Annotated in this window: 16 protein-coding genes; 9 read left to right on the top strand and 7 right to left on the bottom strand. The window is 33.4% G+C overall.

Annotated elements, in window-relative coordinates; translation table 11 throughout:
• Positions 1-21: 21 nt before the first annotated feature.
• Positions 22-1,248 (top strand): DUF4374 domain-containing protein, encoded by a 1,227-nt coding sequence (locus AC4FQ3_RS07635; protein ID WP_491181471.1) that lies wholly within the window; start codon positions 22-24, stop codon positions 1,246-1,248.
• Between the two features lie 120 nt (positions 1,249-1,368).
• Complete coding sequence (locus AC4FQ3_RS07630; RefSeq protein ID WP_491181470.1) at positions 1,369-2,535, top strand: PepSY-associated TM helix domain-containing protein; 1,167 nt, start codon at positions 1,369-1,371, stop codon at positions 2,533-2,535.
• 206 nt (positions 2,536-2,741) lie between these two features.
• Here the strand turns inward: AC4FQ3_RS07630 and AC4FQ3_RS07625 are convergent, their stop codons facing one another.
• Both AC4FQ3_RS07625 and gldA read right to left on the bottom strand, forming a co-directional pair.
• Positions 2,742-4,865 (bottom strand): TonB-dependent receptor domain-containing protein, encoded by a 2,124-nt coding sequence (locus tag AC4FQ3_RS07625; protein ID WP_491181469.1) that lies wholly within the window; start codon positions 4,863-4,865, stop codon positions 2,742-2,744.
• 433 nt (positions 4,866-5,298) lie between these two features.
• Positions 5,299-6,195 carry a gliding motility-associated ABC transporter ATP-binding subunit GldA gene (gldA, locus tag AC4FQ3_RS07620; RefSeq protein WP_463462339.1) on the bottom strand — a complete coding sequence of 299 codons (897 nt, stop codon included), beginning with the start codon at positions 6,193-6,195 and terminating at the stop codon, positions 5,299-5,301.
• 148 nt (positions 6,196-6,343) lie between these two features.
• Between gldA and AC4FQ3_RS07615 the strand changes: the two genes are divergently transcribed.
• Both AC4FQ3_RS07615 and AC4FQ3_RS07610 read left to right on the top strand, forming a co-directional pair.
• Positions 6,344-6,922, top strand: a complete 579-nt coding sequence (locus AC4FQ3_RS07615; protein ID WP_042566177.1) for an outer membrane beta-barrel protein — start codon at positions 6,344-6,346, stop codon at positions 6,920-6,922.
• 161 nt (positions 6,923-7,083) lie between these two features.
• Entirely contained in the window at positions 7,084-7,680 is a 597-nt protein-coding gene (locus AC4FQ3_RS07610; RefSeq protein WP_491181468.1) for an outer membrane beta-barrel protein, read from the top strand.
• Positions 7,681-8,012: 332 nt separating this feature from the next.
• Here AC4FQ3_RS07610 and metE read toward each other — a convergent pair whose 3' ends face one another.
• Positions 8,013-10,334 (bottom strand): 5-methyltetrahydropteroyltriglutamate--homocysteine S-methyltransferase, encoded by a 2,322-nt coding sequence (gene metE, locus AC4FQ3_RS07605; RefSeq protein ID WP_491181467.1) that lies wholly within the window; start codon positions 10,332-10,334, stop codon positions 8,013-8,015.
• A 157-nt stretch (positions 10,335-10,491) separates the two neighbouring features.
• Between metE and AC4FQ3_RS07600 the strand changes: the two genes are divergently transcribed.
• Both AC4FQ3_RS07600 and AC4FQ3_RS07595 read left to right on the top strand, forming a co-directional pair.
• Complete coding sequence (locus AC4FQ3_RS07600; RefSeq protein ID WP_042566180.1) at positions 10,492-10,953, top strand: Lrp/AsnC family transcriptional regulator; 462 nt, start codon at positions 10,492-10,494, stop codon at positions 10,951-10,953.
• Between the two features lie 85 nt (positions 10,954-11,038).
• Positions 11,039-12,385, top strand: coding sequence for a deoxyguanosinetriphosphate triphosphohydrolase (locus tag AC4FQ3_RS07595; protein ID WP_491181466.1), 1,347 nt, complete (start codon positions 11,039-11,041; stop codon positions 12,383-12,385).
• Here AC4FQ3_RS07595 and AC4FQ3_RS07590 read toward each other — a convergent pair whose 3' ends face one another.
• The 4 genes from AC4FQ3_RS07590 to AC4FQ3_RS07575 all read right to left on the bottom strand — a co-directional run bounded on the left by AC4FQ3_RS07590 (position 12,386) and on the right by AC4FQ3_RS07575 (position 17,004).
• Positions 12,386-13,387, bottom strand: a complete 1,002-nt coding sequence (locus tag AC4FQ3_RS07590) for a DUF3078 domain-containing protein (RefSeq protein ID WP_491181465.1) — start codon at positions 13,385-13,387, stop codon at positions 12,386-12,388.
• Positions 13,388-13,427: 40 nt separating this feature from the next.
• Positions 13,428-15,215 carry a 1-deoxy-D-xylulose-5-phosphate synthase gene (locus AC4FQ3_RS07585; RefSeq protein ID WP_491181464.1) on the bottom strand — a complete coding sequence of 596 codons (1,788 nt, stop codon included), beginning with the start codon at positions 15,213-15,215 and terminating at the stop codon, positions 13,428-13,430.
• 145 nt (positions 15,216-15,360) lie between these two features.
• A complete protein-coding gene (locus AC4FQ3_RS07580; RefSeq protein WP_491181463.1) occupies positions 15,361-16,227 on the bottom strand; it encodes a hypothetical protein in 867 nt (288 codons plus the stop codon).
• Between the two features lie 6 nt (positions 16,228-16,233).
• The gene (locus tag AC4FQ3_RS07575) at positions 16,234-17,004 is read right to left on the bottom strand and encodes a hypothetical protein (protein ID WP_491181462.1); all 771 of its coding nucleotides are present in this window, start codon (positions 17,002-17,004) and stop codon (positions 16,234-16,236) included.
• A gap of 229 nt (positions 17,005-17,233) precedes the next feature.
• Between AC4FQ3_RS07575 and AC4FQ3_RS07570 the strand changes: the two genes are divergently transcribed.
• From AC4FQ3_RS07570 to AC4FQ3_RS07560, 3 genes are all read left to right on the top strand, one after another.
• The gene (locus tag AC4FQ3_RS07570) at positions 17,234-17,677 is read left to right on the top strand and encodes a nucleoside deaminase (RefSeq protein WP_491181461.1); all 444 of its coding nucleotides are present in this window, start codon (positions 17,234-17,236) and stop codon (positions 17,675-17,677) included.
• A gap of 22 nt (positions 17,678-17,699) precedes the next feature.
• Positions 17,700-18,332 (top strand): hypothetical protein, encoded by a 633-nt coding sequence (locus tag AC4FQ3_RS07565; RefSeq protein ID WP_491181460.1) that lies wholly within the window; start codon positions 17,700-17,702, stop codon positions 18,330-18,332.
• Positions 18,333-18,542: 210 nt separating this feature from the next.
• Entirely contained in the window at positions 18,543-24,233 is a 5,691-nt protein-coding gene (locus tag AC4FQ3_RS07560; protein ID WP_491181459.1) for an alpha-2-macroglobulin family protein, read from the top strand.
• Positions 24,234-24,326 lie beyond the last annotated feature (93 nt).

Below are 24,326 nucleotides of genomic sequence, written 5' to 3'. Positions count from 1 at the left end.
TAATTCTAAAATTTTAAAACAATGATAACTAGAACTAAAACACTTTTAGCTTTATTTGTACTGTCAGCGGTTACATTTTCATGTAGCAGTGATGACGCAGCACCAGTAGAAAACCCTGCTGACGTAAGTTATGTACTTGCGTACCAAACAACTGATTTTGATACATACATTTGGCAGTTTGAGTCAACAGACGAACTTTTGAGTGGAGAAATAAACATGGTTGGAAAAGGAATCGAACAAGCGGCAAGTGCTGGTGTACCAGTTGCTAATACATTTTTTGCTCTTACTGGTGAAAATGAAGGATCTGTTGGGTACTATCTTAATTCTGATGGTATTTTAGCAAAAAGCAAAAATGTTTTCACAGGAGATACTTATGCTTATGGTACCACAGATGATGATAAATTAATTTTGATTAACTCTCCTTGGGATGCTAGTTCAACACAAAATGAATTGATTTTATATGATCCAGCTACTGCAAGTATTACAAATCGTGTATATGATGATTTTGCTATATCAAATGGACATTTTTTATGGCCTACAAGTGTAAACGTATCAGGTAATAGAGTATTTGTATCAACTTTTGAGCGTGATGCTGCCTGGAAACTTTACAATGAAAACGCAGTTGTAAAAGTTTATGAATACCCTTCATTAAAATATGTAAAAACTATTACAGATACTCGTACAACAGCTATTGGTCAATATTATACTAATACAGGAATGGTTCAAACAGAATCAGGAGATATTTATACATTCTCTTCAAATTCACGTACTGCAGGTTATGCTGCTACAGCTTCTCATTCAGGAATTCTTAGAATAAAAAAGGGACAATCAGAATTTGATACTACTTATTTCTTCGATATCGAAGCAAGTACTCTTAAAGGAAAAGTTTTGTCAGCTTATCCAGTTGGAGGAGAAAAAGTATTAATCAATTATATGCCAGCAGATATTGATGCGGATCAAGGAAACTGGAGTTTCTTAAATTACGGTACATTTAAATTTAAATCTGCTATTCTGGATCTTAGCTCAAAAGCTATTACACCAGTTACAGGATTACCTGACCACGCAGGAGATAATTACTATGGTTTTGGTAGTGCTTTTACAGAAAATGGAAAAACTTACAAAAGTTTTGTAACAAACGATGAAGGACGCGTTTATCAAATTGATGTTAATACTGGTGCTGCTGTAAAAGGGGCTCTTATTACTGGAGGTGTTAATTTGCCAGCAATTACAAAATTAAAAAAGCAATAAGAAAAATAAAATCTAATTTTTCTATAAAAAAAACCATATAATCAATGCTTTAGTGGTATTGATTATATGGTTTTTTCAATAATAACGATTTCTCATATTGATGAATAAAAGAATTCTATAATGTCTATTATCACTAAAAAAACATCGAAACCCAAACCCAAATCACGCTTCAGTAAAATAAATGCCTGGCTGCATTTATGGCTCGGACTTGCTTCTGGAATTGTAGTTGTAATAATGGGAGTTACAGGCTGTATTTTGGTTTTTGAGCATGAAATAAAAGGATTGACTTCGCCTTGGTTAAATGTAGAAGCTCAAAGTCCGGAGAAAGTTTTGCCCCCTTCTCAAATCTATGCTTTGGTCAGGAAATCTTTGCCGGAAAAGGAAATTCATGGCTTATGGTACAATGGTTTAGATAAAACAATAAAAGTTGATGTTGAATCAGATTCGTTGATTTACGTAAATCCTTATAATGGTAAGATAACCGGAATGGTTGATCATGAAGATTTTTTCCATGAAATAGATGAAGGGCACCGCTATTTATGGCTAGGGAAAGAAATAGGAACTGCCATAACATCATGGGCAACCTTTATTTTCTTTTTTTTGCTTATCAGCGGACTTATTCTTTGGTTTCCAAAAAAATGGAATAAAACCACGATAAATAGCAGTTTTAAAATTAAATCGAATGCTAAGTTTAAACGTTTGAATTATGATTTGCATAACGTAATGGGTTTTTATACACTCATTTTGGCTTTGCTTATTTCATTAACCGGATTGATTATGACTTTTCATTGGGTAAGAGAAAGTACTTATTGGATTACCGGTGGCTGGGCAAATGAAAAAGAGAAAAAAGAACAAATTCTTTCAGTCAAAAAAGATGCATTAGCTACACCACAATTAGATAAACTAACAGCCGCAGATTTTATCTGGAATAAAGTTCGAAAAGAAATCGCAAAAGAAAATAAAGAAGCCGTTATTATTCATTTTCCTGATGAGCCAAAGGATGATTTTTATGCCTGTACAGATATGCATAACGGAAATTGGAGAGATTTGTATTTTGATCCAAAAACATTAGAACTGCTTCCGAATTCAAGAAAATACATTGACGACGAAAAATTCCATGATTGGATGAGCCGTTCTAATTATAGTCTTCATGTTGGTGCAATTGGCGGATTAACAACTAAAATAATTTATTTTACAGCCAGTTTAATTTGTGCCAGTCTACCTCTCACAGGTTTTTATATTTGGTTAGGAAGAAAGAAGAAACAGAAACCAACAGTAAAATCTTAGCACTTATTTCAAACGTATTGGTTTGAATGAGAATAGAAAAGCCTTTTGAAAATACATTAACGATTTTCAAAAGGCTTTTTTCCTTCTTAGATTAAAGTAAATAAGTTTTTGATGATGTATTATATACAAAAAGAGCCTGCTAACTACAAACAGGCTCTTTACTAACACAAAAAAAAACAAAAAAACAAAGAATTATAGTTACGGGCTTATATTCGATATGTAAAAGCAATTGTAGTAATACGGTTATCAAGTTCGTATTGTTTATTAATTCCTGTTTGTCCGATGACAGATTTAATATCAAAATTATTAGTGTTGAAAATATCAGTAAAATTCAGTTTGATATTTCCTTTATTTGCCAAAATTTGTTTCGAAATTCCGATGCTGAAATCAAAAAAATCAGCTCTTTCATAAATACCTAAATTTGATTTCGATTGATATTGTGCATTTGCTTCAGCTTTCCATGTTTCAGAAATTGTGAAGGCATTTTGTGCGCTTAAGTTAAAAGTAATTATTGGGTCGATTTTATCTGTATTTACAGTGTTTCCCATAAATTTATTTTCAAAAACATTAAAAAGTGTATTGAGTGACCACCATTTGTATATTTCATTTGTGTTGGTAATATTTACACCATAATTATATGATTTATCAACATTAATTTGAGAAGTTACTGTTGTATTGGTTGCAGGATTGTAGACATACACTTCTGTAAAAACATCTTTTGTTTTGCTAAAATACACCGAAGCCATAAAAGTGCTTTTCCATGCATATCCAATTTCTGCTGCATGAGTAATTTCGGGAACTAAATTTGGATTTCCCTGCGAATAATTAAAAGAATCATCATAAAAACGGAACGGATTTAAATCAAATTGGCTTGGTCTGTTAATTCTTTTGCTATACGATGCATGTACAGAATTACGTTCATTAAATTCATATTTCATTGAAACACTCGGAAACCATTTCAGGTAATCATCTTTATGCTCTTCATTCAACGTTTTTTGTAGAATATTAATAGCTGTATATTCCGTTCTTAATCCACCCTGAATATTGAGTTTTTCCATTTGATATTTATAGTTTGCATATGCCGCATAAATCTGTTCCTTATATTCAAAATGATTGGTCGAATTTGCATCTATTGTCCATTGATTATTTTCGTTATATTCATAAACCGATGGATTATCATTGTTTTTCAAACCTGCTTTAAATCCCCATTCAATGCTTTCCTTTTCTTTTAGGGGATTTGTAAAATCAACTTTTGCTGTAAAAACTTTCAATTGCGAAGGAATAAAACCTCTTCTGTCATTAATAACAGTTGAGCTTGACTGATCTGTATTTTGGGCACTCTGAAACTGATTCGATCTAAATTTAGATGTCTCGTATTCAAAATCAAAAGTCATATTTCTTCCTTCAGTATTAAATTTATGAGCTCCGGAAAAAGCATAAGTATAATCATTCCATTTTTCTTTACTATCATTATAAGTCAAAGCATCAAATTGTAATTGATCTTGCGCATTCAATAACGTATTTCTTCCGTTGGCAATATTTTCATAACGGCCAATTTTAGCATCAACATAAGCTTCTAAATTAGTTTTAGGCGAAATTTCATAAGTCGTTCCAATTTTAAAATTGTTTGAAGTCAAGGGTTCGTCAGTCGTTGCGTTCTGATAATTTTTGGTTACAATTTCTTGTCTGGTATTATCAGCATATTGAATCTGATCATATTTTTTACGTTCTTCTTCTCCTCTAAAGGTGTAGCTGTAGTTTCCGTAAACACCAAATTTGTCTTTGTTATAGCTTAAATTTATTCCTGAATTTGTTCTGTTTTTTTTACCTCTTCCATAACTTGTAAAAGCAGTTCCCTTTAGGCCGGAATTGCTTGGTTTTTTTAGAATAATATTGATAATTCCGGCTTTTCCGGTTGCATCATATTTTGATGAAGGATTGGTAATAACTTCAATTTGTTTGATATTTGATGAGGTTGTCGATTTTAAATAATTAGCCAGTTCCTTTTGAGAAAGCTGAGTTAATTTGCCATTTATCATTACACCAACGCCTTGTTGCCCACGAATTGATAATTCGCCATCCTGAGAAACCACAACACCCGGAGCTCGGCTTAAAACGTCTAATGCCGTTCCGCCTTCAGAAACAATACTGTTTTCAACATTAAAAACCATTCTGTCTGATTTTTGAGTATAAAGAACCTTCTTTTTTACAATAACAATTTCGTCAAGCGCATTTATAGAGCTTTCAACAATACTGTCGGTTTCTTTTTCTGTTTGTGAATAACTGTAGACAGAAAAAGCAAGCATAAGAGAGGTTATAATATTTTTCATATTACGGGAATATTTAATTTAAGAGAGATTTTCAACTCTCATTTGAATTGGGATTTAAATTAGTTTAGAATGTTTTTATGGTAAAACAATGCGTTCGAGTTTTTCTGAAAGAACTTTTCGAAAATGCAAAATACGATTGATTAATCGAAGGAAGTAGTTTTTGAAGGAGGAGTATAGGGATAACATTTTGAATGTTTTTGGGAGTTTTATTTTTCAAATATAACACTATTTATATCAAGTCTAAATAAAAATAATTATAAATTTTTCAAGAAAATACCAAAACACTGGGAATGAGCCATTTTTTAAACTTCGAAAACTTAAAGTTAGAAAGAAAGTAAGAAAAATAAATAATTGAATTCTATTGAAAAATAGACAAACAAAAAAGCCCGTTTATAAAACGAGCTTTTCTGTAATTGAAACTTTAAATTGAAACCTATTTTGTTATCTCTCTAAAAACAGCTTCAAGATTTTTATTTTTTTGATTTAATTGTAATGTTTTCAAACCGTTTTCGTTGGCAAAATCAAAAATAGCCGGACGCATATCTTTTTCTGCAACAAAAGTTAATTCCCAGGTCATATCATGAATGTTTCTATATGAGATGATATTTTCAAGTTTTGCTAAAAGCTGTTCCTGAATCTGATAATCAAATTCTACCTCGATCACTTGTTCTTTATTTTCAGAAATTAAATGATCTAATTTTTTATCAGCCACAATTTGTCCTTTGTCAATAATAATGACACGATCGCAAATAGCTTCTACTTCCTGCATAATATGAGTTGATAAAAAAACTGTTTTATCTTTCCCGACATTTTTAATTACATTTCGTATTTCCATTAACTGATTCGGATCCAGACCTGTAGTTGGTTCATCCAGAATTAATACATCCGGATTGTGCAGTAAAGCATTCGCAAGTCCCACACGCTGGCGGTATCCTTTAGAGAGCTGACTTATTTTTTTATGGCTTTCCGGTGTCAGTCCTGTCAGTTGAATTACTTCTTCAATTCTTGATTTGGCAACATGATAAACATCCGCATTAAAAGCCAAATACTCACGAACATACAAATCCAAATACAACGGATTGTGCTCTGGTAAATACCCAATAGAAAGCTGGACTGCCTTTGTGTTTGTCATGACATCATGACCATTTACAAGGGCCGAGCCACTATCGGCAAGTAAATAAGTAGTCAAAATTTTCATTAACGTAGATTTTCCTGCGCCGTTTGGTCCTAAGAATCCTACGATTTCTCCTTTCTCAATTTTAAATGAAATTTCGTTAAGAGCTTTTTGCGTTCCGTAACTTTTTGATATGTTGTTTACTTCTATCGACATGAGTATTTATTTGCTACAAAAGTAAACAGAAATACGCTCGTTTACTACATTTTTGTCTTTTTAAGAACTCATAAAAAAATCTTAATGTTTAATTGTTGCGGCATCGTTATTGTTAAAGCGTTATTAAATTTTTTAAAACAAAAACAAAATGAAAAAAATGTTAGTTATTGTTGCATTAGCTGTAGTTAGCTTTGCAAATGCACAAAAAGGAACAATCTTAGTTGGTGGTAGTATTGGTTATTCTTCAGAAACCAGAACTCTTGGTAACAACGAAGTAAAAAACAATGAATTTGATTTTTCTCCAAAAGTAGGTTACCAATTTCACGAAAGTTGGACTGTAGGGGGTGAGGCTTCTTTTGGTTCTTCTAAAACAAAACAAGGGGTTAACGAAGATAGATTTAATACTACTAAATTAGGTGCATTTTTACGTTACACAATGCCATTAAATCCAACTTTCTCATTCTTTGCAGAATTAGGGTTAGGTTATCAGGCAGAAAAAGACAAAACTTATGCTGGACCACTTACTTCAACTGCTAAAGGTGACGGTATGTATGTTGGTGTAACACCAGCTCTTTTTATCGATATGAAAAAAGGTTTTGGTTTAAACTTTAACATTGGTGGATTAAACTACGGTACAATAAACTACGAAAACAACGGACCAGAATACAAAAACTTCGATTTTAATTTTGGTAAAACATTTAATATTGGAGTTTCTAAAAACTTCTAATCTTAAGATTATATTAAATGAAAGCATCCGCCGTGGCGGATGCTTTTTTGTTTTAACGTTATTATGTGTTTATGTTTTAATTAATTGTTACCAAATTGATTAAGGGTAAATGCTGGTATTTTTGTTGTTTATGCTATGTGAAATCTTAACAAATATCACATATGAAAAAAATGCTACTTATTCTTGCATTGGCTATGGTTAGCTTTGCAAATGCTCAAAAGGGAACAATCTTAGTTGGTGGAAACATCGGATTTGCTTCTGAAAAAATTGATAATCAAGGCGAGGAGAGAAAATCAAATTCATTTGGTTTTTCTCCAAAAGTGGGTTATCAGTTTCACGATAATTGGACAGCCGGTGTTGAATTTGCCTTGTCTTCTTCAAAATCAACATTTTCTTTAAATAGTATTGGAGAATCAGAATCGAAATTTAATGCTTTCAAAGTAGGCGCATTTGTGCGTTATTCGGTTCCGTTGAGTGAAACATTTTCAGTATTTGCCGATTTAGGGGCTGGTTTCCAAAATCAGAAAAATAAAGATTATATTAACGGATCGCTTACTTCAGAAAGTAAAGCAGATGGACTTTACGCAGGAATAACACCAGCACTTTTTATCAATATGAAAAAAGGCTTTGGATTAAATTTTAGCATTGGTGGTTTAGGATACGAAACATTAAGTTTTGATACTAGTGATACTGATGTTAGTAAATTCTATTTCAATTTTGGAAAAACAGTTAGTATCGGAGTTTCTAAAAACTTTTAATATATAAATCATATTCAATTTTGAAGAAAGCATCCGCGTAGGCGGATGCTTTTTGCTTTTTACGTGAAGTCTTTTAAAAACTAAAAATTCTCATTTAGCCCCGATAGAAGCGATATCCTTTTGTGGCCGCAGCGGCGGACATAAAAGATATAGCGGATAGCGGGACATAAGGTGTTTTAAAACCATAAATTTCTGCTTCAAAATTCACTTTAACTCATTTTATTTTTAAAAACAAAAATGCCAACCAAGTGAAGCCAAAAAAATCATAACTACAGATTTCCGACTTCACTTTGTTGACATTAAAAAACAAAAATATATTAAAATAAAAAGTATTAATTAACCGGACTTTCAACGGCAGCTCTCATTTCCTGAGCAGCGGCAACCATTTCGATTAAAGCTTTTTTGGTTTCATCCCAATGACGTGTTTTTAAACCACAATCCGGATTTACCCATAATTGATCTACAGGGATTACAGCCGAAGCTTTTTCTAGTAATTTTACCATTTCCTGACTCGAAGGAACACGTGGCGAGTGAATATCATAAACTCCAGGTCCAATTTCGTTAGGATATTTAAAGTTGGCAAAAGCATCTAAAAGTTCCATTTGCGAACGTGAACATTCGATTGTAATAACATCGGCATCCATGTCAGCAATATTTTGGATAATATCGTTAAATTCGCTGTAACACATATGCGTATGAATTTGCGTGTCGTCTTTTACTCCACTTGCCGAAATTCTAAACGCTTTTACAGCCCAATCAAGATAATTTGCCCATTCTTCTTTTCGCAATGGCAATCCTTCGCGAATAGCAGGTTCATCAATTTGAATAATTTTGATTCCGGCTTTTTCCAGGTCAACCACTTCATCACGAATCGCTAATGCAATTTGCGTACAAGTTTCAGAACGTGGCTGATCGTTACGAACAAACGACCATTGCAAAATCGTTACAGGTCCTGTAAGCATTCCTTTTACCCATTTTGGAGTTAGGGATTGTGCATATTTCGACCATTTTACTGTCATTGGGTTTGGTCTCGAAACATCACCATAAATAACAGGAGGTTTCACGCAGCGGCTTCCGTAACTTTGTACCCATCCATTTTTAGTAAAGGTAAATCCTGCCAATTGTTCTCCAAAATATTCCACCATATCATTACGCTCAAATTCTCCATGAACCAAAACATCAATACCTGTTTCTTCCTGAAAACGAATGGTAGCTTCGGTTTCTTTTTCGATTAAATCATTGTATTGTTCAACGGTTAATTCGCCTTTTTTAAATTTCGCTCTCCAGCTTCTTACTTCCGCCGTTTGAGGGAAAGATCCAATAGTTGTTGTAGGAAATAATGGCAGATTCAAAGCTTCAATCTGACTTTTTCTTCTCGTTGCAAATGTACTGTTACGTTTATCGTCAGAATCGGTAATGTTGGCTACACGAGATTTAACTTCATTATTGTGGATTAATTTTGAAGTTTTACGATTTTCATTCGCAGTTGTATTTTGTTTAAAATCTTCAAAATTCTCAGTATTCACTTCGTTTGAAGCAAATTGTTTTAATAATACAATTTCATTGATTTTTTGTTTGGCAAAAGCAAGCCATTGTTTGATTTCAGGCGTAAGTGTTGCATCATTTGTTTCTAAGTCTAAATCACACGGACTGTGAATTAAAGAACAAGATGGAGCAACCAAGATTCTGTTTTCTCCCAAAGCATCAGTAGCTTTTTTGATTAATTCCAACGATTTTTTGAAATCATTTTTCCAGATATTTCTCCCGTCAACAACCCCTAATGAAAGATTTACAGTAGTGTTTAATTTTCCTGATTCTAAAATATCATTTAGTTGAAGCGGACAGCGTACTAAATCTAAATGAAAAGTGTCAACAGGCAAAGCCAATGCAGTAGCCAGGTTTTCGCCAAAACAATCAAAATAGTTTGCCAGAATGATTTTTATTTTTGGAAAACGAATATTGATTTCATTATAAACTTCTGTAAAAGTGTTTCTTTCTTTATCCGTTAAATTTAAAGCTAAGAAAGGTTCGTCAAGCTGAATATATGCTACATTTTCGGCTTGTAATTTTTCGAAAATTTCAAAGTAAACCGGAAGCAATTTATCGATAAGATCAATTCGGTGAAAACCTTCTTCTTTTTCTTTTCCTAAAAGTAAATAAGAAATTGGCCCAATTAAAACTGGTTTTGTAGCAATTCCTAAATCTTTTGCTTCTTTAAATTCATTAATTATTTTTTCTGAAAACAATTCAAATTTTTGGTTTTTTGTAAATTCAGGAACAATATAATGGTAATTGGTATCGAACCATTTTGTCATTTCCATCGCCACGACATCTTGTCCGTTTTTTTGCGCGCCTCTTGCCATTGCAAAATACAAATCGATAGAAGAGTTGGTTTTGGCAAATTTATGATAACGCTCCGGAATGGCACCCAAAGCCAACGTTAAATCAAGCACCTGATCGTAAAAAGAAAAATCATTTGACGGAATTAAATCTACTCCGGCTTCGGATTGTAATTTCCAGTTGTTAAGACGAATTTCTTTTCCGGCATCAATAAGTTCGTCAACCGAAATTTTTCCTGCCCAATACAATTCGCTGGCTTTTTTCAGTTCTCTGTTGCTGCCAATTCGTGGGTAACCTAAATTATTTGTTTTCATTTTTGTTTCAGTATTTTTTACTGAACAAATTTATTGTTTTAGGTTTTAATACTTATATTTGGTTATTATTTAAGTAAAATGTCTTATAAAATACATTTTTTAAAGATTATATTACTGATGAAATGTATTTAAAAGAACTTTAGCCGTAAAAATTACTATGGAAAACTTAGATAAAACCGATTTGTTGATACTTAAACACCTGCAGGAAAACTCCAATATCAATACAAAAGACCTCGCAAGTAAATTATTTCTGACGGTAACGCCGGTTTATGAACGTATAAAAAGACTGGAACGCGACGGATATATTACTAAATATGTTGCTTTATTAGATAAGAAAAAAATGAATCGCGGCATGACGGTTTTCTGTAATGTTCGCCTAAAAGAGCATGCAAAAAATGTAGGAAGTAATTTTGTGAAAGATATTGTGGCACTTCCTGAAATTATAGAATGTTATAATATTGCCGGAGATTACGATTTTATGCTAAAGATACTGGTTCAGGATATGGCTAGTTATCAGGATTTTGTCATGAATAAATTATCAACCATAGAAAATATTGGAAATACCAACAGTATTTTTGTCATGGGAGAAATTAAACATAGCACAGCTTTAGAGTTTTAATCGCTATAAAATCCTAAAATAAAATGTATTTTTGACATTTAGATCCACAATCTACAATCTAAAATCACAAATCTAAAATTGAATAATGAACTGGGAACAACTTTTATCACTCAAACGTCAAGGCGATACTAACAAAAGATTACGTGCAGAACAAGATGATACCCGTTTAGGATTTGAGGTAGATTATGACCGAATTATATTTTCGTCAGCCTTTAGATCTTTGCAGGATAAAACTCAGGTTATTCCCCTTTCAAAAACAGATTTCGTACACACACGATTGACACACAGTTTGGAAGTGTCGGTTGTAGGGCGTTCTTTAGGGCGTTTGGTTGGAAAAAAAATTATCGAAAAATATCCGGACTTAAAAGAAATTCATGGCTACCATATGAATGATTTTGGTGCTATCGTAGCGGCGGCATCTTTGGCGCATGATATAGGGAATCCTCCTTTTGGTCATTCTGGCGAAAAAGCTATTGGTGAATATTTTTCAATAGGAAACGGACTGAAACATAAAGATAAACTAACGGCAAAACAATGGCAGGATTTGATTGATTTTGAAGGAAATGCCAATGGATTTTCTGTGCTTACAGCCAGTCGTCCGGGAATTGAGGGCGGACTTAGAATTTCTTATGCCACTTTAGGCGCTTTTATGAAATATCCCAAAGAAAGCCTTCCTAAAAAACCAACAAACAATATTGCCGATAAAAAATACGGGTTTTTCCAGACTGATAAATCATTTTTTGAAGAAGTAGCTCAGGATATGGGAATGATTGCCAATAAAGAAGGCGAAGATATTGGTTTTGAAAGACATCCTCTTGCATATTTGGTAGAAGCTGCAGACGATATTTGCTACACAATTATTGATTTTGAGGATGGGATAAATCTTGGTTTAGTTTCTGAAGATTTCGCTTTAGAATATTTAATAAAGCTTGTGAAAGACAATATTGGCGTTTCAAAATATAAAATGTTAGAGACCAAAGAAGATCGAATTAGTTATTTAAGAGCTTTAGCAATTGGAGCTTTAATAAACGACGCGGTTGATGTTTTTATTGAAAATGAAGAAGCAATCCTGGCTGGAAAATTTCCTTTTGCTTTAACAGATAAAAGTAAATACAAAGCTCAAATGGATGATATTATCAAATTAAGTATTGAGAAAATCTATCAAAGCCGTGAAGTAATTGAAAAGGAAATTGTGGGTTATCAAATTATTCAAACCTTGCTGGATAAATTTATAACAGCTTTTAATAACAAATATGAAGGAAAGGCATCCAATTATGATAATTTAATTTTAAAAATGCTGCCGGAAAAGCATCATTTAGATAAAACTAACTTATACGAACGTTTGCTTCATATTTGTCATTTTGTTTCTCTTTTAACAGATGGAAATGCTTTAGAATTATTCGAAACTATTAACGGAAGAAAGAATAACTAATTACTGAAAAGCATATACAAGACCTACACCCAGAACTTGTCTTAGCTGAGCTCTTGGTCCGTCATTAACCTGACTTGTTGTTCCTGTTACCGGGTCTACAACATCTATTTTGGTTTTGATGTCATCATCATATACTAAATGAACCCCAATGTTTGCTTTTACATAAGCATTAACTACAAGGTCTATACGCGTGTCATAATCAATGTCGACATTTCCAAATTTGTTCAGATAATCGGTATATAAACTTAGCCTGTTTTCATAAAAAACGTTTTTATAAATTTCGCTTTTCATATATCCGGTGAATAAAATACCAAATTCGGCTTTTACCTTTTGTCCTTCTTCAACTAAGATTTGACTTGCAGGATCATTAGGATCAGTTATATAAACGGCTTTTTTAACACCAAAAGATCCCTGATTTGCTAAATATTGATCTAATACCAAAGTAGTTTTTAACGTGATTGGAGAGAAATAAAATGTTCTGTCTTTTTGCTTGTTTGAATTCTCAGCTCCGGCTCCTAAAAAGATATAGGCCGGTGCAAATGGTTTAGAGATTGCAATATCCCTATTAGGATAATTGTAACCGTCTGTAAATTGCGTGTTAAAATTAAACTTGGCAGAATAATACCAGTTTGATAAAGTGTCTTTTCTAAATCCGTAAGTAGAGTTCAACTGAGCAGCATCATCCGTTTTTCTTAATTCGGTACCATCTTGTTTATTTAAACCATATTTTACAATAAGTTCATTCACCCATTTATGATTTCCTTTGGCATAAGTTCTTCCAAATTCACCTTTAAATAAACCAGAGATAGAACTTGTTCCCCCCGCGCTCCAGTTAACAAACGCAATTTCTGAAATATCAAAACCTATTTGATTTTTCTTTGTCCAGTTTGAAGGAATTTTTGGCAATTGGGAAGGATCTAGCGTAGTTCGAATAATTTGAGCAGACGTCGTAATTGAAAAACTAAAAAGGAATAATAAGATGGTGAATCGAAATAATTTCATTAGGTTAACTTTTGATTTTTTTTTTGACTGCGCAAAATAATTATTTTGAACGGTTAGAAAAAAGATTTGCTAAACTTTTAACGTCAATTTTGCATAATTGTTGTAATTGTAAGACAGTTCCATGCTCAATAAATACATCAGGAACGCCCAGAATTTGTATTTTATTCGTATAGTTATTTGCTGCTGCAAATTCAAGAATAGCACTTCCAAAACCTCCGCTGATGACACCATCTTCGATAGTAATAAGGGTTTTGAAATTCTCAAAAGTATAATGTAATATATTGTGATCTAAAGGTTTAATGAATGGAAAATCGTAATGGGCAATAGTTTTAGGATTTCCGCATTCGTTTAAGGCAGCAATCACATTATTGCCAATTGTTCCAGTAGATAAAACGGCTGTTTCTGTACCGCTTTTTAGACAATTTCCGTCGCCAATTTTAATATTTTCGTATTGTCCGAAATTTTCTACTTCCCAATTCGAAATAACGCCCCGACCTCTCGGATATCGAATTGCAATAGGATGCTCTAGTCCAAATTGAGCAGTATATAAAATGTTTTGAAGCGCAATTTCATTAATTGGCGCATAAATTATCATATTTGGGATTGATCTTAAATAAGCAATATCAAAAACACCGTGATGCGTTGCTCCGTCTTCGCCAACCAAACCTGCTCTGTCCAGACAAAAAATAACAGGTAAATCCTGTAAAGCCACATCATGAATAACCTGATCGTAGGCACGCTGTAAAAATGTCGAATAGATATTGCAATATACAATCATGCCCTGAGTTGCCATTCCGGCGGCAAGCGTTACAGCATGTTGTTCTGCAATGCCCACATCAAAAGCACGTTCAGGAATTTCATCCATCATGAATTTTAAAGAACTTCCGGATGGCATTGCGGGTGTGATTCCGATAATTTTTTCATTCTTTTTGGCTAAATCCAAAAGGGTTAAACCAAAAACATCTTGAAATTTTGGAGGAAGATTTTCTTCAGATTTCAAATGAATTTCTCCGGTTAAAGCATCAAATTTTCCAGGCGCATGATATTTTACCTGATTTTCCTCAGCTTGCTGTAAACCTTTTCCTTTTGTTGTAACAATATGAAGGAATTTAGGGCCTTTTATTTTTTTTAAACGGTTTAATTCTTTGATTAAAGTTGGAAGATCATGACCATCAATTGGTCCGGAATAATCGAAATTCAAAGATTTGATCATATTATTCTGCTTCGGATTTTTCCCGTTTTTTACCGCTGTGAGGTATTTTTTTAAAGCACCAACACTTGGATCAATTCCAATTGCGTTGTCGTTTAAAATTACCAGAATATTAGCATCTGTAACTCCGGCATGATTCAAACCTTCAAAAGCCATTCCTGAAGCTATAGAAGCATCGCCAATAACTGCAATATGCTGTTTGTTGAAATCACCTTTTAGTTGAGAGGCAATCGCCATTCCGAGTGCCGCAGAAATTGATGTTGAAGAATGTCCAACACCAAAAGTATCATAAACACTTTCACCTCTTTTAGGAAAACCGGAAATTCCGCCTATTTGTCTGTTGGTATGAAAATTTTCTCGCCTTTCAGTCAGGATTTTATGTCCGTAAGCCTGATGTCCAACATCCCAAACCAATAAATCTTCGGGCGTATTAAAAACATAATGCAAGGCAATTGTCAATTCAATCACGCCTAAACTCGCACCCAAATGTCCTTCTTTAACAGAAACAATATCAATAATAAATTGACGTAATTCCTGAGCAATTTGAGGTAATTGCGTCTCTTGTAAAAGGCGTAAATCGGCTGGATTGAATATGTTTGAAAGTAAATTGCTTTTCATTGTAGAGTAAAAAACAAATTTACGGTTTTAAATTTATTTTCAGGGTATAGAGCTCTTTATTGTCATCATCATATTTATTCGCTAACACTTCTTAATCAAAGATCGATTGTAAAATTTTACTATTAAAGTTAGTGTGAGTTTAGGTTTATTCTATTACTAGTGGTAAGGAATATTGCATTCTTATTTTTCTTCCATTAGATTCTGCAGGCTGCCATTTAGGACATAGGCTTAAAACTCTTATAATTTCTGTTTCTAAAATTTTGTCAATGGCTGGTACAGATTGTAAAAAAAGCATAGAACCGTTTCTTTCTACTGAAAAGGAAATTCTAATCTTAGGATTTGTAATATTGACGTCTTCAGGCTTTTTAAATTCTTTTTCAAAAAAGTTGTACAATTGTTCAATACCACCAGGGAATTCTGCATTTGTTTCAATTGAGGTACCTCCATTATAAATCACATCTTCTACAACAGTTTCTTTCTTTATTGTTTCGCAGGAATTAATTGGTTTAGCTTTAAATATCTTTGAGTTTTTTATTTGAGTTTTTTCTTTTTCAAATTTTACTGAATCTGATTTTGGCAATGGTGGTGGCGGAATTTCACTTTTCCCACGAAGTGCTTTTCCTGTAGTCATATTATTTTCTAATTCAGTTTTATCAACAACTTCTATCGTATCAATTTTTTGTTTATTTCCATTTGTATCCTTACAGCTAAACAGAGTTGTTCCCATGGCAACAAATAATGCCAAAAGAAACATCTTATGATAATTTATTTGCGTGTATAAAACCTGACTCGGAATTTGAATCGTTATCGAATCTAATTGAGATTTCTTAAATCTTCCGCAGATATTTCCACTTTGATTTTGAATGAAAAAATGCTGTACTTCTTCAGGGAGCATTACTGTAAAATCAATAACGGTTTTAGAACAACTTAGGCAAAAGCGGCCATTTTCAGAAGGAGTCATTTTATTCCAGTTTTCATGACAGGGTTCAGGAATTGTAATTTTTTGTTTCATTCTTTATTACTTAAATGGAATTTGCAAAGTGTAAGTGGAGCGAACAATTCTATTTTTTCGTTTACCCGGAATCCACTTTGGAGTTTTTTCTAAAATTCCGATAATATCTTTTTCACTTGCTGACGTTGTATTTTCAAGTATATTAAAATTACTAAGACTTCCGTCGCCTTCAATCACAAATAAAACGGATATTTCTCCTTGTTTTGCTGTGATAAGATTTTTTGAAAAATTAGAATTGAATTTTTTTATTCCATTTTTAGGAACAGCTGCAACGTCTAAATCATTTGAATTATAAATAATTCCGTAATGTTCGGATTGAGGCTCCTCTTGTCCAGATTGAGAATGTTCTTCGGCGTTAAGTTTGTCTACAGGCATCAAAATAATTCCGGTAGTAGCGTGTTGTTCTGGTTTGATATCTTCTACAACTTCAATTGTATCTATTTTTTTCTTATTTCCGTCTTTGTCTTGACAACTAAATAATGTAGTGCTCATAGCTATAAAAAGTGCCAATAAAAACATTTTTCTATAATGGATTTGGCTGTGTAATATTTGAGATGGAATCTTAATATTTATTTCACTTAGCTGTTCACTTTTAAGTCTTCCACAGACATTTTTATGTGAAATAAAATATTGCTGAATTTCCTCAGGAAGCATTGATGTAAAATCAACAACTGTTTTAGAACAACTCAGACAAAAACGACCATTGTCTTTTGGAGTCATTTGATCCCAGTTTTCATGACAAGGCTCAGGAATTGTTATTTTAAAATTTCTTTCCATAATTGAATATCAGGATTTAAATGTAATAAAAAAATGAAACGAAAATCTTCAGCAAGAATGATTTATTTAACAGTTGAGGCGATTATCGATATTAATCGCCTCAAAAAAAGTGATTTTATGAGGCAATTAATTTTTATAAACACAGAAGAAATTAAAAACTAAAGATTTGCCAATGTTTTTATGATGTCTAAATCAATAAAAATTATTTCAAAATAGTATTTTTGCAGCTATGATAAATCCCTTCACCGACGAGTACTTTATGAAAAAAGCTTTGCAGGAAGCTGAAATGGCCTACGAAAAAGGCGAAATTCCTGTTGGCGCCATCATTGTTGTGGCTGATAAAGTAATTGCAAGAAGTCATAATCTGACAGAGTTATTAAATGATGTTACGGCTCATGCCGAAATGCAATCCATAACCGCTGCCGCAAACTTTCTGGGCGGAAAATACCTTAAAGATTGCACGTTGTATGTTACGCTCGAGCCTTGCCAAATGTGTGCAGGAGCTTTGTATTGGAGTCAGATTTCAAAAATCGTTTTTGGCGCCCGCGATGAACAGCGCGGTTTTATGGTAATGGGAACAAAACTGCATCCAAAAACAACCGTTGTTTCCGGAGTAATGGCCAATGAAGCGGCCGAATTAATGAAGCGTTTTTTTATCGAAAGGCGTAAATAATATTTTTGATGATAACAATGTTATGACTGATTTTTCAACAATAAAAAAACTATTTCACATTTCAGAATCTAATGGTTTTGCAAATAAAGAAATAGAAACTATTAAAAATATTTTTGGTAATCTTCCACAAGTATTTGTTGATTATTACACTGAATTGGGTAAAATTCAGAACCTAAATCACACACAAGATTTATTAATTGTACCTGAACGCTTTCAATATTATCAGCACAATGACTTTTTGATATTTTATTCTGAGAATCAAAGAGCTTGTGTTTGGGGAATCAATAAACAGGATTTATTAAATGCTAATCCGCCAGTTTATATAAGTTATGATCAAGAAAAATGGCAGTTAGAAACAGAAACCTTATTAGAGTTTTTTACTGCAATGGCTTTTCTTCAGGCCGCTTTTGCACTTCAATTTCCATCTGAATCATTTAAAGAGTTGAATCAAAATGAGATAGATTTTATCGTTGAAAACTACAAAAATAAAAACGTTGCTTTTAAACAATGGTGTGAGGGAATAAAATTTTACGGAAATTATAGTGATGATGTTATTATAATTATGAGTAATAATCAACTTTTTTATTCAGCCAATACCGAGGAGCATTTTTGTGAGATGGATGAAAATTTGTCCAAATTAGGTATAGAAATGTGAAAACATTTTTTCTGCTAAAAGCTATCAATAATTCTTTCTTTTCATTTCTGAAAAATAATTCAGGCAACTGAATTTTCCTCTTAAATACTTCGGAAAATAGTATACATTTACTAGAATATAATTAGTGTTTTGTTAATATGATTTTAAGATCATCAAACCGCATTTTCTTTATATTTAACAGTATTTGTAACAATTAACTCCTTTATCAAAGTGAAAGCAAGAAAATTAGTTTACGTGTTTTTTGTGTTTTTAATTTTTCAGGCCTGTGGCAAAAAATCAGATTTCAACTCTGATTTTTCATTATTCAAAGAGTACATAACAAGTTTTACGGGTGGTATTGTCTCAGCACAATCGGATATACGTGTTGTTTTGGCTTTCGATAAAAAAGAATGGAAAGTAAATGAGGTTTTAGACAACGATTTGTTTGATATTTCGCCAAGTGTAGACGGAAAAGTAGTGGCACTTTCAAGCAATACAATTGCTTTTATTCCAGAGGAAAAACTAAAAGCAGGAACAGAATATCAGGTAACATTACACTTAGATAAGTTAATTGAACTTCCTAAAAAAACAGATGATGATAAAACTGATCTTTCTGATTTTAATTTTACTGTTAAAACTGTAAAACAGGATTTTACCATCAATACGCTGGATATTCAGTCTTATAGTAAAGAATATCAATATCTGAATTGCGTTCTTAAAACAGCAGATGATATAGATTTAGAAACAGCCCAAAAATTGGTTGAAGCTTCTCAAAACGGAAATAAGGTTAAAATTAAATTTAATAAAACGCCAAATTCAGGAAAAGAATTTAAGTTTATAATTGATAGCATTCAACGATTAGATTCAGAAAGTAATCTGGAGATTGCATATGATGGAAATGATTTTGATATCGACCAAAAAGGCAAAATGGATTTTCCAATTACAGCTATTAATGATTTTAAGATTGTCAAAGTCGATATTCCGGATGATAATAACCAACAAGTATTGATCAATTTTTCTGAACCATTAGAAAAAGGTCAGGATTTTAAAGGATTGGTTTCCATACAAAACACCAATAATCTGAAGTTCTCAACTCAGGGAAATATTCTTAAAGTTTATTTCAGCAATCAAAAACCAGTTGAAGAAGTTGTACACGAAGTTGAAGTTGAAACCGAAGCTGTTGCTGTAGATTCTACAAGCGCAGTAGTTGATTCTGCAAGTGTTGCTGTGGATACTGTTGCAGTCGCAGAACCGGTTGTAGAGGAAGAAGTTGTAGAAGAACCAGAGCCGGAATCAGCAGTTGTTTCAGGTGAATTATTATTGGAGGTTTTTCAGGGAATTGAAAGTCAGTACGGTCAGAAAATGAAAAATAATTATACTGAAAAGATCTCTTTTGACCAGATAAAACCAAATGTTCGCCTTATCAAAAACGGAACAATCCTGCCAAGTTCAAGTAATTTAAAACTGAATTTCGAAGCCGTAAATTTAAGTGCTGTTGATGTAAAAGTGTATAAAATCTATAAAAACAACATTTTACAATTTCTTCAAAATAATGAACTAAACGGAACACAAAACCTAAAACGAGTTTCGCAGCCTATTGCCAAAACGAGACTTAATCTTAAAGAAAATTCATTAATAAATCCAAGTAAATGGAACACTTTTGCTTTGGATTTGTCTAAAATTATAAGTCCGGAACCCGGCGCAATTTACAGAGTTGAGTTCTCTTATAAAAAAGCCTATTCTTTATACAAATGCGAAAGTTCTGAAAGCGATGATAGTTCTGCAGAAGAAGAGGAAGAAGTCGATGAAAATGACGTAAACTACAGTGGAAACTCTTACGACGATTATTATTATGATGATTATGAATGGAGAGAAAGTCAGGATCCGTGTACAGGTTCGTATTATTATAATGCCAAAATAGGGACCAATATTTTAGCTTCAGATTTAGGCGTAATTGCCAAAAGAGACGAAAACAAATCGTATTTTTTTGCTGTAAATAATATTATTACAACCGAACCGGTTTCAAATGCAAGAGTTGATCTCTATAGTTTTCAGCAACAAAAACTGGCAACAGCAGCAACAAGCAGTGAAGGAATCGCTTCATTTCAGTTAGATAAATTTGCTTATTTTGCCATTGTCACTTTAGGAAATCAATCGACTTACGTAAAACTTGACGACGGGAATTCACTTTCGGTAAGTAATTTTGATGTTTCCGGCGAAACTTTACAAAAAGGATTAAAAGGGTTTATTTACGGAGAACGTGGCGTTTGGCGTCCGGGCGATAATTTGTATTTATCATTTATTTTAAATGATGCTGCGAATAAATTACCCAAAGCGCATCCGATAAAATTCAGGTTAACAGATCCGAATGGAAAAGTGACGTATCAAGCCGTACAAAAAACGAATGAATTAAATCATTACGCTTTTACGGTTCCAACAGATCCCGACGCGCCAACCGGAAATTGGGAAGCGATGGTAAGCGTAGGCGGAGCAAAATATTATAAAAGCATCAAAATAGAAACGATTAAACCAAATCGTTTAAAAATCAAGAACAGTTTTAGAAACCCTATTTTATCTTCGTCGCATGCTAATACAAGTAATCTTGAAGTAACCTGGCTTCACGGTGCGATTGCCAAGAATCTGAATGTAGAAATGCAGGCTAAATTTTCGCAGCAAAGCACAACTTTCAAAAATTATCCTAAATATGTTTTTGATGATTTAGTACGTCAGTTTAGTACCGAAGAAGTAAATGTTTTCTCCGGAAAATTAGACGCAAACGGAAGAGCATCCGTAAATATAGATCCAAAATTACAAGGTCAGGCACCGGGAATGCTGAAAGCTGCGTTTGTTACCAAAGTTTATGAAGAAGGCGGAGATTTTAGTACCGATGTTATCTCGACAACTTATTCTCCGTATAAAACATATGTGGGGGTTAAATCGCCTGAACCAAACAAATACGGAATGCTGGAAACCAGAACAGCAAACAAATTTGACATCGTTACCGTTGATGAAAATGGAAGGCCAAAATCTGTTAAAGATCTTGAAGTAAAATTATATAAGGTTGAATGGCGCTGGTGGTGGGATGCCTCAAGCGATAACTTATCCAATTACAATTCATCAGAAGCAACAACTTCATATAAAACTTTTAAAGTAAATACAGATTCAAGCGGAAAAGGAAGTTTTCAATTTGCCTTGACAGATGAAGAATGGGGACGTTATTTAATTCGTGTTTCAGATGAAGAAGGCGGACATGCATCTGCATTAACCGTAAATATCGATTGGCCAATCTGGTCTGGAAAAACCAGAAATACAGATGCTTCTACAGCCAATATGCTTGTTTTTTCTACCGATAAAAAAGAGTACGCTGTAGGTGAAAAAGTGCAAATTTCTTTCCCTTCAAGTGAAGGTGGACGCGCACTGGTTTCGATAGAAAACGGATCAAAAGTTGTGCAGACGCTTTGGGTTGAAACTAAAAAAGGCGAAACAAAAGTTGAAGTTCCGGTTACAGCCGCAATGGCGCCAAATGTGTATTTTAATATTACACTTTTGCAACCACACGCAACGACCAAAAACGATTCGCCAATAAGAATGTACGGAATTGTTCCGATCGAAGTTGTGGATAAAAACACGATTCTTTCTCCTAAAATTACCATGCCGGATGTTCTAAAACCGGAACAGACATTTTCGTTAAAAGTCAATGAGCAATCCGGAAAAGAAATGACGTATACGATTGCAATTGTTGATGAAGGTTTGTTGGATTTGACACGTTTTAAAACGCCAAATGCCTGGGATAGTTTTTATGTGCGTGAAGCATTGGGCGTAAAAACCTGGGATGTCTACAATGATGTTATTGGTGCGTATGGTGGAAAAGTAAATCAGATTTTCAGTATTGGGGGAGATCAGGATTTAGGCGGGGGAAAAGCTAAAAAAGCCAATCGTTTTAAACCGGTTGTGGTTTACCTGGGACCTTTTAAATTAGAAAAAGGACAAACAAAAACACATCAGATCAAATTGCCAAAATACATTGGTTCAGTGCGAACAATGGTTGTGGCGGGAGACGCCAATACAAGTGCATACGGAAGTGTCGAAAAAGCAACTCCGGTTCGTAGTCCGTTGATGGTATTGGCTTCATTACCAAGAAAAATTTCACCATCAGAAAAAGTAACGATTCCAGTTACGGTTTTTGCAATGGAAAAAAATATTAAAAATGTTTCAGTTCAGATCAAAACCAGCAATGGATTGAAAGTTATTGGAAGTGCATCACAAAGATTGACATTTGCACAACCAGATGAAAAAATGGCTTATTTTAATCTGGCCGTAGGCAGTTTAACCGGAATTGGAAAAGTGCAAATTGTGGCAACTTCCGGGAACGAAAAATCAGTTTATGATGTTGAAATTGATATGACGAATCCAAATCCGGTAACGAATACGTTTACAGATGTGATTTTAGAACCTAATAGCTCTAAAACAATTAGCTGGAAAACGTTTGGAGTTTCAGGAAGTAATAAAGGTAAGTTGGAAGTTTCATCAATGCCAACAATTAATTTAAACGGAAGATTACAGTTTCTTATTCAATATCCACATGGTTGCGTAGAGCAAACTACTTCCTCTGTATTTCCACAATTATTTTTAAATGAAGTTGCTGATATTGATGGTATACGTTTACAACTGATTCAAAAGAATGTTACGGCCGGAATAAATCGATTGGGAGGTTTTCAGTTGCCAAACGGAGGGCTTTCTTATTGGCAGGGAAATACGCTTGCCGATGATTGGGGAACTTCATACGCTGGACATTTTATGATTGAGGCAGAGAAAAAAGGCTATGTTTTACCTATTAATTTTAAATCAAAATGGCTTTCATACCAACAAAAAGAAGCCAAACAATGGCGATTTGAGCCTCGTTATGGAAATGATCTGGCACAAGCTTATCGTTTATACACATTGGCTTTGGCTGGTTCTTCAGATTTATCTTCTATGAACAGATTAAGAGAAACAAAAGGAATTTCTAATGAAAGTAAATTGCGATTGGCTGCCGCTTATATTCTGGCAGGACAAAAATCAGCAAGTCAAAACCTGTTTTTACATAGTAAAATTGAAGATGAAACAAGTGATTATAATTACTATTATTATGGTTCAAGCGCCAGAAACAGGGCAATGGCTCTTGAAACGATGTTGTTGTTAGGGCAAAAAGAAAAAGCATTTGCAATGGCTATAAAACTGGCTAAAAACATGGCAAGTGACCAATGGATGAGTACGCAAACAACAGCATATTGCCTATATGCAATGTCTAAATTTGCTGCAAATAATGGTGCTAAAGGAATTGATGTTCAGTTTAGTAAAGACGGTAAATCTCAGGTAGTAAAAACATCAAAAACAGTTGCAGACAGAAGTTTGGTGGTAAAAACAGGATCAAACAGTATTACTTTAAAAAATAATAAAAAGAACACCATTTATGTTCGTGTATTAAACACAGGAATTTTACCAATTGGGCAGGAAAATGTTGTTCAAAATGATGTTTCGGCCGGAATTGTTTTCAAAAATCGTAAAGGCGGAACAATAGATGTTTCGAGAATTACACAAGGAACTGAATTTGTTGCAGAAGTTACGGTTAGAAATCAACGAAATGAACATGTTGAAAATGTAGCATTGTCACAAATTCTTCCTTCCGGGTTTGAAATCGTAAATACCCGTTTTACTGACTACGGAGATGCAACAAACAATATTGCAGATTATATTGATATTCGTGATGACAGGACAAATTTTTATTTTGGAATGAAAGCAGGCGAGACCAAAGTATTTAGAATTCTCCTGAATGCATCTTATTTAGGAAATTATTATTTACCGGGATTGCAATGCGAAGCGATGTATGATAATACGTTTTTAGCAAGAACTAAAGGATTTTGGGTTGAGGTTGTGAAGTAAATATATTGCCCACGGATAGAACGGATTAAACGGATTTACACTGGTTTTTAGTTTTGTTTTTCAGATTTAATAAAAAAATAATCTGTGTAAATC

The sequence above is a fragment of the Flavobacterium sp. AK-345 genome (assembly GCF_058310175.1).
Note: the sequence above shows the minus strand (reverse complement) of the source record. Positions and strands in the feature narration are given on the sequence as shown.

What these genes read in the sequence shown, in the direction of transcription:
- AC4FQ3_RS07635 (WP_491181471.1), top strand. Translation starts at nt 22, where the DNA reads ATGATAACTAGAACTAAAACACTTTTAGCTTTATTTGTACTGTCAGCG.
- AC4FQ3_RS07630 (WP_491181470.1), top strand. Translation starts at nt 1,369, where the DNA reads ATGTCTATTATCACTAAAAAAACATCGAAACCCAAACCCAAATCACGC.
- AC4FQ3_RS07625 (WP_491181469.1), bottom strand. Translation starts at nt 4,865, where the DNA reads ATGAAAAATATTATAACCTCTCTTATGCTTGCTTTTTCTGTCTACAGT.
- gldA (WP_463462339.1), bottom strand. Translation starts at nt 6,195, where the DNA reads ATGTCGATAGAAGTAAACAACATATCAAAAAGTTACGGAACGCAAAAA.
- AC4FQ3_RS07615 (WP_042566177.1), top strand. Translation starts at nt 6,344, where the DNA reads ATGAAAAAAATGTTAGTTATTGTTGCATTAGCTGTAGTTAGCTTTGCA.
- AC4FQ3_RS07610 (WP_491181468.1), top strand. Translation starts at nt 7,084, where the DNA reads ATGAAAAAAATGCTACTTATTCTTGCATTGGCTATGGTTAGCTTTGCA.
- metE (WP_491181467.1), bottom strand. Translation starts at nt 10,334, where the DNA reads ATGAAAACAAATAATTTAGGTTACCCACGAATTGGCAGCAACAGAGAA.
- AC4FQ3_RS07600 (WP_042566180.1), top strand. Translation starts at nt 10,492, where the DNA reads ATGGAAAACTTAGATAAAACCGATTTGTTGATACTTAAACACCTGCAG.
- AC4FQ3_RS07595 (WP_491181466.1), top strand. Translation starts at nt 11,039, where the DNA reads ATGAACTGGGAACAACTTTTATCACTCAAACGTCAAGGCGATACTAAC.
- AC4FQ3_RS07590 (WP_491181465.1), bottom strand. Translation starts at nt 13,387, where the DNA reads ATGAAATTATTTCGATTCACCATCTTATTATTCCTTTTTAGTTTTTCA.
- AC4FQ3_RS07585 (WP_491181464.1), bottom strand. Translation starts at nt 15,215, where the DNA reads ATGAAAAGCAATTTACTTTCAAACATATTCAATCCAGCCGATTTACGC.
- AC4FQ3_RS07580 (WP_491181463.1), bottom strand. Translation starts at nt 16,227, where the DNA reads ATGAAACAAAAAATTACAATTCCTGAACCCTGTCATGAAAACTGGAAT.
- AC4FQ3_RS07575 (WP_491181462.1), bottom strand. Translation starts at nt 17,004, where the DNA reads ATGGAAAGAAATTTTAAAATAACAATTCCTGAGCCTTGTCATGAAAAC.
- AC4FQ3_RS07570 (WP_491181461.1), top strand. Translation starts at nt 17,234, where the DNA reads ATGATAAATCCCTTCACCGACGAGTACTTTATGAAAAAAGCTTTGCAG.
- AC4FQ3_RS07565 (WP_491181460.1), top strand. Translation starts at nt 17,700, where the DNA reads ATGACTGATTTTTCAACAATAAAAAAACTATTTCACATTTCAGAATCT.